The organism is Shewanella sp. 0m-6 (assembly GCF_052977325.1).
Genome location: NZ_JBRIMD010000030.1, coordinates 38414 through 47313, shown reverse-complemented (window position 1 = coordinate 47313; position 8900 = coordinate 38414). Strand labels below are relative to the sequence as shown.

The window sequence follows — 8900 nt, the reverse complement described above, 5'->3', positions numbered from 1 at the left end:
AGAGTTCAGAGCGAGTGACAAAATTGTGTTCTAGGGATTGGGCAAGTGTGACCAGTTAATTTTCCAGTTTGGTATTAGTGTTCACTTTTTCTCGATTTAGTTAAGCCTATTACCATTAAAGTGCTCCAAGCTTCTTCGATTTACTTCTTTAGGCTACAATAGTTGTTTTCCCCAAAACGATATCCAAATGCCAACCAGCCCACTTTATTCCCTTCAAGACTTTAATACTTTCGCTTTAGCCCATGGCTGTCAGCAATTAGTTCATGCTACGACATCAAATGTGTTGGTTGATACTTGCTGCAAACTTTATCAAGCGCAGCAACCTATGCTTATTTTAGGTGGCGGTAGTAATATTATTTTATGTGAAGATTTTCAAGGGACTGTGGTATTAGTCGAAACTAAAGGGATTGATATTACGGACGATGAGAATTATCACTATCTGAGTGTAGCGGCTGGAGAGAATTGGCATGATCTTGTTAGTTTTTGCTTAAGAAATAGATTCAGTGGTCTAGAAAATCTAGCGTTGATCCCGGGGACTGTTGGCGCTGCTCCGATTCAGAATATTGGTGCATACGGCGTCGAATTAAACGATTTTTGTGATTGGGTTGAGTACGTTGATTTGCGAGATGGCCACTTGGTACGTTTAGCTGCCAATGCTTGTGATTTCGGTTATCGAGACTCTATCTTTAAGAAAGAGTTGTTAGGTAAGGCGGTGATCACCAAGGTTGGTTTTAAGCTACCAAAGCGTTGGGTTCCACGATTAGATTATGGCCCTCTTAGATCGTTTAAAGCTGAACAAGTCACTGCTCAGCAAGTGTTTGATAGCATTTGTGAAACTCGTCGAGAAAAATTACCTGATCCAGCGGAGTTTGGCAATGCGGGGAGCTTCTTTAAAAACCCGATAATCGATAAGGCTGACTTTGATCGGCTTGTCGGCGTATTTCCAAATATCGTCGGCTATCCTCACGGCGATGAACAAGTAAAAGTGGCTGCTGGTTGGCTTATTGATAAATCGGGTTTAAAGGGACGCCAACTTGGTGGTGCTGCTGTGCACCAGAACCAGGCATTAGTGTTAATAAATAAACATAATGCGACCAGTGAAGATGTACTTTCGTTGGCGAGATTGATTGTTGAGAAAATTGAAGCACAATTTGGTATTAGGCTTGATCCTGAACCTCGAATGATCACTGCCAATGGTGAAAGGAGTTTATAGATGGCTGAGCAATGGAGTCGAAAACGCGAGATACTATCTGAATTGGCCGCAGGGTCATTTGTATCTGGAGAGGCTTTGGCCTCTCTTTTAGGGGTTTCTCGTACCGCTGTAAGTAACCATATTGCTGGACTGGAAGAGTATGGCGTTGATATATACAGTGTCAAAGGCAAGGGCTACCGCTTAAACGGACCTATATCGTTAGTTGATGAAGTGAAGCTAAAACAACAAATTAGCAATCGTTGCTTTTATTTTGACGAAATCCCCAGTACTAACGCTTTTATTTTAAAACACGCAGAAGACTTAGTTTCGGGCGATATCTGTGTTGCTGAGTATCAATCGGCAGGGCGAGGTCGACGTGGTCGTGTTTGGGTTTCGCCTTATGGTTGTCACTTGTATTTCTCTATGTATTGGCAATTTCCGCAAGGAATGGCGCAAGCGATGGGGTTAAGCCTAGTTGTGGCATGCTCGATTGTTACCGTACTTGAAAAGCTTGGCATTAAAGATGTTGGGGTAAAGTGGCCTAACGATATCTACCTTGAAAGTAAAAAACTCGCTGGCGTGTTGATTGAGATGAGTGGTCATACAGATAGTGAGTGCAATTTAGTCATAGGTATCGGCTTGAATATGGCCATGGGTGAGCAACATGCAGCACTGATTGATCAGCCTTGGAGTGATTTAACCGGTCAAGCAAGTCTGCCAGATAAAACGGCTTTGTTAGCTCTGCTGCAGAAGCAATTACAGCAAGATCTTAATCTATTTCAACAGTCTGGACTCACACCGTTTCAAGATCGTTGGCGCGAAGCTGATCTCTTTCAAGGAAAGTCGGTAAAGTTACTGATGGGCCAAGATGAGATTTATGGTGTCTGTATGGGGGTCGATGAGCAAGGGGCTGTTGTCTTAGAAACAGAGTCGGGATTGCAAAGCTATATTGGTGGTGAGATTAGCCTGCGTAAAGCAGACTAATCAGTATTAGCTTTTATACATAGCAGGTTCTCTATTTGCGCAATAGGACTTGATCCATCATATGGTCAGGTCCTTTTTGTAAGATAAGGTGTGCTCTTTCGCGCGTAGGCAATATATTTAGAGTGAGGTTAGGGCCGTTAATTGAGTCCCAAATGTTTGAAGCTGTCGCGGTTGCTTCAGAGTCATCGAGCTTTGAGTAATGATGGAAGTAAGAATCTTCACTACTGAACGCCCCGGTTCTGAACTGTAAAAAACGGTCGACATACCACTCTTTTAGTAACGCCTCATGGGCATCGACATAGATCGAGAAATCGACAAAGTCAGAAACAAATGGACGCTGGGTATCAACAGGTGAGTCTTGGCCAGTTTGCAAAACATTGAGTCCTTCAATGATTAAAATATCTGGCTGTCTGATCCATTGTTTTTCATCTTGAATGCGGTCATAGGTAATATGTGAGTATATCGGTGCACTGACTGCCGACTCACCAGCCTTAATCGCTGAAATAAACTCAACTAAGGCTTTCATATCGTAACTTTCTGGAAAACCTTTTCGCTGTAATAGGCCACGTCGCTTAAGCTCTGCTAACGGATACAAAAAGCCATCAGTGGTAATTAAATCGACTTTTGGATGCTCAGGCCAATGGCTGAGCAGTGCTTGTAGAATACGGGCTGTAGTGCTCTTACCAACAGCTACGCTGCCTGCGATACTGATAATATAGGGGCGTTTAGGCGGTACATGTCCGAGAAACTCATTTAACGCCAAACCTCTTTGCTGCTTTGCGCCAACATTTAAATTTAATAGACGACTCAGCGGCAGATAAATATCGGTGACTTCAGATAAGGATATTTTTTCATTAATACCACGTAAATCTGCCAAATCATTTTCACTGAGTGTTAATGGCACAGACTCTCTCAGTCCTGCCCACTGTAGGCGCTGAAAAGCGAGATAAAGAGCGTTGTGAATTTGGTTTGGTTGCGACATTGCGAAGTTCTCCGTTCAGGAGGGCACAGTACACTATGAATTTATTATGAACAACTGCAATGAGAACTGCGATGCTGGCTTTAAGTACTAATTTGATTTAATTGCTTCAAAAGTATACTTGAAAGTAGCGTTAAGCATAAAAAAACGCCATTTAACTCACTTTTTTAATAATATTTCACTTTTGCTATTGCACTTAGGCTCACATTTCCATAATATCCGCTACCGAAATGACACGCCGGCATAGCTCAGTTGGTAGAGCAACTGACTTGTAATCAGTAGGTCCCGAGTTCGACTCTTGGTGCCGGCACCATTTCTCTGGAGGGGTTCCCGAGTGGCCAAAGGGATCAGACTGTAAATCTGACGGCTCAGCCTTCGAAGGTTCGAATCCTTCTCCCTCCACCATATTCTAGGTAGTTAGGTAACCTGAAGTAGGTTCCGCGGATGTCGTATAATGGTATTACTCCAGCCTTCCAAGCTGATAACGCGGGTTCGATTCCCGCCATCCGCTCCAAAAATCTTGCTGATAATACTTAATCAGTAGAAAGCACTCGGTCTCGAGTGCTTTTTCCCGTTTAAGACTACCTATCAGCTCCTCCCTGCTTCTCACCATTCTGATTATCTTACTAACTGATTCGATGACATTTTAATGCATCGGATTTTTTGCTATATGCAGTTTCATCACCAAAATACTTGGATTGGGGCAATACCATGGCTAAAGAAAAATTTGAACGCGTAAAACCACACGTAAACGTTGGTACCATTGGACACGTTGACCATGGTAAAACTACTCTAACTGCCGCTATCTCTTCTGTGTTAACGAAGACTTACGGTGGTACTGCACGTGATTTCGCACAGATCGATAACGCTCCAGAAGAGCGTGAGCGCGGTATTACAATTAATACTTCTCACATCGAATATGACACTCCATCACGTCACTACGCACACGTAGACTGTCCAGGTCACGCGGATTATGTTAAAAACATGATCACTGGTGCTGCACAGATGGACGGCGCGATTCTAGTAGTTGCTTCTACAGATGGTCCAATGCCACAAACACGTGAGCACATCCTGCTTTCACGTCAGGTTGGCGTTCCATTCATCATCGTATTCATGAACAAGTGTGACATGGTTGATGACGAAGAGCTTCTAGAGCTAGTAGAAATGGAAGTTCGTGAACTTCTATCTGAGTACGACTTCCCAGGTGATGACTTACCAGTTATCCAGGGTTCTGCTCTTAAAGCTCTTGAAGGCGAGCCAGAGTGGGAAGCTAAGATCCTTGAACTAGCTGAAGCTCTAGACACATACATCCCTGAGCCAGAGCGTGCTATCGATGGTGCATTCATTCTTCCAATTGAAGATGTTTTCTCAATCGCTGGTCGTGGTACTGTTGTTACTGGTCGTGTAGAGCGCGGTATCATCAAAGTTGGTGAAGAAGTAGAAATCGTTGGTATCAAAGATACAACTAAGTCTACTTGTACTGGTGTTGAAATGTTCCGTAAGCTTCTTGACGAAGGTCGTGCTGGCGAGAACTGTGGTGTTCTTCTACGTGGTATCAAGCGTGAAGACGTTGAACGTGGTCAAGTATTGGCTGCACCTGGTTCAATCACTCCACATACTACTTTCAAGTCAGAAATCTATGTTCTGTCTAAAGAAGAAGGCGGACGTCACACTCCATTCTTCAAAGGCTACCGTCCACAGTTCTACTTCCGTACAACTGACGTAACCGGTACTATCGAATTGCCAGAAGGCGTAGAGATGGTAATGCCTGGTGACAACGTAGCTATGACAGTAACTCTAATCTGCCCAATCGCGATGGACGAAGGTTTACGCTTCGCAATCCGTGAAGGTGGCCGTACAGTTGGTGCTGGTGTTGTAGCTGAGATCGTTGCTTAATTAGCAATCGTCTTAACTCGATACTGAAAAAGGCAGCTTAGGCTGCCTTTTTTGTTTTTATTGTATTTAGGTTTAATTTGTTAGTGAAGCTGGGCTATGTATTCTTGCCAAATAAGTGGAATAAGAATACAATCTATGACCGATTTTTGACTCGTTGAGTATACTTAACTAAGTATGTTGGACAGTCGCCAGTTCGGATAGCGAGTCTGACTGAATTTTTCACTGAGCAAAATGCTATTTATAGTGTCACTTGACTCAGAACGTAGTGAGTAACGGAATTAACCGATGACAACAAATACTGAAAGCCAGGGTAACTCTCTGGATATCGTAAAGTGGGGCCTAGTCGTAATCTTGTTGGCTGCTGCAATTATTGGCAATCAATATTTTAATGAAGCAAGTGTTGTAGTGCGCGCCCTAGGTGTCGTCGTGACTTTTGCTATCGCTGGTTTCATCGCGTTGCAAACAGAAAAAGGCAAGCAAGCTTTAACTTTTGCTCGTGAATCACAGATTGAAGTTCGTAAAGTGGTTTGGCCTACGCGTCAAGAAGCACTCAATACAACTTTCATTGTATTAGCTGCAACAGCCGTTTTAGGTTTAATCCTTTGGGGCCTAGATGCAGTATTGCTTAGAATTGTTAATTTTATTACAGGCGTATAGGCATTAAGTATGACTGAAGCTACTGAAGCTAAAAAAAGATGGTATGTAATTCAAGCGTTTTCCGGTTATGAAGGCCGTGTGTGTAAAACGTTGCTTGAGCATATCAGAATGCACGAAATGGAAGCTTACTTTGGTGAGGTTTTAGTACCGACTGAAGAAGTGGTAGAAATGCGTGCAGGCCAACGTCGTAAAAGCGAACGTAAGTTTTTCCCTGGCTATGTATTAGTTCAGATGGAAATGAATGATGAAAGCTGGCACTTGGTGAAAAGTATCCCTCGTGTAATGGGCTTCATCGGTGGTACGTCTGATCGTCCTGCCCCAATTTCTGATAAAGAAGCTGATGCAATTCTTCAGCGTCTGCAAGAAACTACTGAGTCTCCAACGCATCGCGTTATGTTTGAGCCAGGTGAAGTTGTTCGTGTTACTGACGGACCTTTTGCTGACTTTAACGGTACGGTTGAAGAAGTGGATTATGAGAAGAACCGCGTTAAGGTTTCTGTGATGATCTTCGGTCGTTCAACACCAGTAGAACTTGATTTTAGTCAGATTGAAAAAAGCTGATTAAATAAAGCACAAATACTGTTTGGAAATGGGAGCGAATTTATATATAATTCGCTCCCATATTTTTCGGGGAGCTGTTCAGCATAGTGCTGATAGCGTTTGTACCCAAACTTGAGGAAATGTCTCATGGCAAAGAAAGTTGATGGTTACATCAAACTGCAAGTCGCAGCCGGTGCTGCAAACCCGTCGCCACCAGTAGGCCCAGCATTGGGTCAGAAAGGTGTTAACATCATGGAATTCTGTAAAGCATTCAACGCTCGTACTGAAAAGTTCGAGAAAGGTATGCCAATTCCTGTAGTTATCACTGTTTACTCTGATCGCTCTTTCACTTTCGAAACTAAGACTCCACCTGCGTCTTTCCTACTGCTTAAAGCAGCTGGTCTGAAATCAGGTTCTGGCCGTCCTAACACTGAAAAAGTGGGAACTATCAAGCGTAGCGCTGTCCAGGAAATTGCTGAGACTAAAGCCGCTGATATGACTGGTGCTGATATTGAAGCGATGACTCGCTCAATTGAAGGTACTGCGCGTTCAATGGGTTTGGTAGTAGAGGATTAAGATTATGGCAAAGCTAACTAAACGCGCTCGTCTAATTCGCGAGAAAGTTGAAGCGACTAAAAGCTACGACATCAATGAAGCTGTTGCACTACTTAAAGAACTAGCTACTGCTAAGTTCCTTGAAAGTGTTGACGTTGCGGTTAACCTTGGTGTTGATCCACGTAAATCTGACCAAAACGTTCGTGGCGCTACTGTGCTACCACACGGCACTGGTCGTGACGTACGTGTTGCTGTGTTCACTCAAGGTGCTAACGCTGAAGCTGCTACAGCAGCTGGTGCTGAGCTTGTTGGTATGGACGAGCTTGCTGCACAGATTAAAGCTGGCGAAATGAACTTCGACGTAGTTATCGCATCTCCAGATGCAATGCGCGTTGTTGGTCAGTTAGGTCAAATCTTAGGCCCACGCGGTCTAATGCCTAACCCAAAAACTGGTACTGTAACGCCAAACGTTGCTGAAGCAGTTAAGAACGCAAAAGCGGGTCAAGTACGCTACCGTAACGATAAGAACGGTATCATCCACACTACTATCGGTAAAGTGGACTTTGAACCAGCTCAACTTAAAGAAAACTTAGAAGCACTACTTGGCGCACTTAAAAAAGCCAAGCCAGCTGCAGCTAAAGGCGTTTTCATTAAGAAAGTAAGCATCTCTACCACTATGGGTGCAGGTGTTGCGGTTGACCAGGGTACTCTGGAAGACGCAAAGTAAATTTACAAAGCTCGCGCATTAGTCTATAATGCGCGCACTTTGTAGGGTTGAGGCTGAGAGTTAACCTTTTAGGTTGGTTATTAGTCTCCGTCCAAGACCGTAGGTGTTGCTCAAGTAGTTAACTTAATTTCCTGCGTAGACGGTGTCGGACCCCAGATAGATTTTTGTCTGCTGGAATTTTTCGCGCCGTAAGTCGCTAAGTATCTATGATATTTAGCATGGTAATTGCTAGGGAATTTCCCTAGATAGAATCCAGGAGTATACCAATGGCGTTAGGACTCGAAGACAAAAAAGCGATTGTTGCTGAAGTCAACGAAGCTGCCAAAGGTGCTTTATCTGCAGTTGTAGCCGATTCACGTGGCGTAACTGTAGCTAATATGACCGGACTTCGTAAAGCAGCTCGTGAAGCTGGAGTGTACATTCGTGTTGTACGTAACACTCTTGTTAAGCGCGCTGTAGCTGGTACTGATTTTGAGTGCCTAAGCGATACGTTTACTGGTCCTACTTTGATTGCATTCTCTTCTGAGCACCCAGGTGCAGCTGCGCGTCTTCTTAAAGATTTCGCTAAAGCGCAAGAGAATTTTGAAATCAAAGCAGCAGCCTTTGAAGGGGAATTAATCCCTGCAGAAAATATTGATCGTTTAGCAAAACTACCAACTTACGAAGAAGCACTAGCTCAGTTCATGATGACTCTAAAAGAAGCATCTGCTGGCAAGTTCGTTCGTACATTGGCCGCTCTACGCGATCAGAAAGAAGCTGCTTAATTTTAAGCCGCTTTAATTTAAAATTGAATTCAGTACAATTAGGAAACTTTTGTTATGTCTATCACTAAAGACCAAATCTTAGAAGCCCTTGCAGCAATGTCTGTAATGGAAGTTGTTGAACTAATCGAAGCAATGGAAGAGAAGTTCGGCGTATCTGCAGCTGCTGCTGTTGTTTCTGGTGGTGGCGATGCTGCTGCTGCTGAAGAGAAAACAGAATTCGACGTAATTCTTACTTCTCACGGCGACAACAAAGTTGCAGTAATTAAAGCTCTTCGCGCTGCTACAGGTCTTGGCCTGAAAGAAGCTAAAGGCATGGCTGAAGCTGCTCCAGTAGCAGTTAAAGAAGCTATCTCTAAAGAAGAAGCTGATGCTCTTAAAGCTGATCTAGAAGCGGCTGGTGCTGCAGTAGAGATCAAGTAAGTTATACTATAACTTACAACCACCCGAGTAATCGGGCGGAGGCTGGCGGTTTTTTAACCGTCGGCCTTTTTTGCGCTGTAAGCGCAGGCGATTTTTTTTTCACCGTTTATCGCCAGATTTCGCAGTTCCTAGCAGAGATTACTGGTTGGGTTCTTGCTTTCAACGGTGATGGGCAAACGCGCTGTT

Annotated in this window: 10 protein-coding genes and 3 tRNA genes; 12 read left to right on the top strand and 1 reads right to left on the bottom strand. The window is 43.7% G+C overall.

All coding sequences use genetic code 11. The features are described from left to right. Nucleotides 1-187: 187 nt before the first annotated feature. Entirely contained in the window at nt 188-1213 is a 1026-nt protein-coding gene (gene murB / locus ACVBJC_RS17765; protein ID WP_447162232.1) for a UDP-N-acetylmuramate dehydrogenase, read from the top strand. Continuing rightward, complete coding sequence (birA, locus tag ACVBJC_RS17760; protein ID WP_447162233.1) at nt 1214-2176, top strand: bifunctional biotin--[acetyl-CoA-carboxylase] ligase/biotin operon repressor BirA; 963 nt, start codon at nt 1214-1216, stop codon at nt 2174-2176. Between the two features lie 31 nt (nt 2177-2207). On the opposite strand, the gene coaA is transcribed toward birA, so the two are convergent. Then, nucleotides 2208-3158: a type I pantothenate kinase gene (gene coaA, locus ACVBJC_RS17755; RefSeq protein ID WP_447162234.1), complete on the bottom strand. Its 951-nt coding sequence runs from the start codon at nt 3156-3158 to the stop codon at nt 2208-2210. 234 nt (nt 3159-3392) lie between these two features. Between coaA and ACVBJC_RS17750 the strand changes: the two genes are divergently transcribed. The 10 genes from ACVBJC_RS17750 to rplL all read left to right on the top strand — a co-directional run bounded on the left by ACVBJC_RS17750 (nt 3393) and on the right by rplL (nt 8714). Then, nucleotides 3393-3468 (top strand) — tRNA-Thr (locus ACVBJC_RS17750). 7 nt (nt 3469-3475) lie between these two features. Next, nucleotides 3476-3560 (top strand) — tRNA-Tyr (locus ACVBJC_RS17745). Nucleotides 3561-3595: 35 nt separating this feature from the next. Next, a tRNA-Gly gene (locus ACVBJC_RS17740) sits at nt 3596-3669 on the top strand. A 197-nt stretch (nt 3670-3866) separates the two neighbouring features. Further along, nucleotides 3867-5051 (top strand): elongation factor Tu, encoded by a 1185-nt coding sequence (tuf, locus tag ACVBJC_RS17735; protein WP_447162235.1) that lies wholly within the window; start codon nt 3867-3869, stop codon nt 5049-5051. A gap of 285 nt (nt 5052-5336) precedes the next feature. Beyond that, complete coding sequence (secE, locus tag ACVBJC_RS17730; protein ID WP_447162236.1) at nt 5337-5708, top strand: preprotein translocase subunit SecE; 372 nt, start codon at nt 5337-5339, stop codon at nt 5706-5708. A gap of 9 nt (nt 5709-5717) precedes the next feature. Further along, entirely contained in the window at nt 5718-6269 is a 552-nt protein-coding gene (nusG, locus tag ACVBJC_RS17725) for a transcription termination/antitermination protein NusG (RefSeq protein ID WP_012279191.1), read from the top strand. 126 nt (nt 6270-6395) lie between these two features. Then, nucleotides 6396-6824: a 50S ribosomal protein L11 gene (gene rplK / locus ACVBJC_RS17720; protein ID WP_012153448.1), complete on the top strand. Its 429-nt coding sequence runs from the start codon at nt 6396-6398 to the stop codon at nt 6822-6824. A 4-nt stretch (nt 6825-6828) separates the two neighbouring features. Next, nucleotides 6829-7530, top strand: a complete 702-nt coding sequence (rplA, locus tag ACVBJC_RS17715) for a 50S ribosomal protein L1 (RefSeq protein ID WP_447162237.1) — start codon at nt 6829-6831, stop codon at nt 7528-7530. A gap of 266 nt (nt 7531-7796) precedes the next feature. Then, nucleotides 7797-8294 (top strand): 50S ribosomal protein L10, encoded by a 498-nt coding sequence (gene rplJ / locus ACVBJC_RS17710; RefSeq protein ID WP_447162238.1) that lies wholly within the window; start codon nt 7797-7799, stop codon nt 8292-8294. 54 nt (nt 8295-8348) lie between these two features. Then, on the top strand, nt 8349-8714 hold the full coding sequence (gene rplL / locus ACVBJC_RS17705; RefSeq protein ID WP_447162239.1) for a 50S ribosomal protein L7/L12: 366 nt from the start codon (nt 8349-8351) through the stop codon (nt 8712-8714). Nucleotides 8715-8900 lie beyond the last annotated feature (186 nt).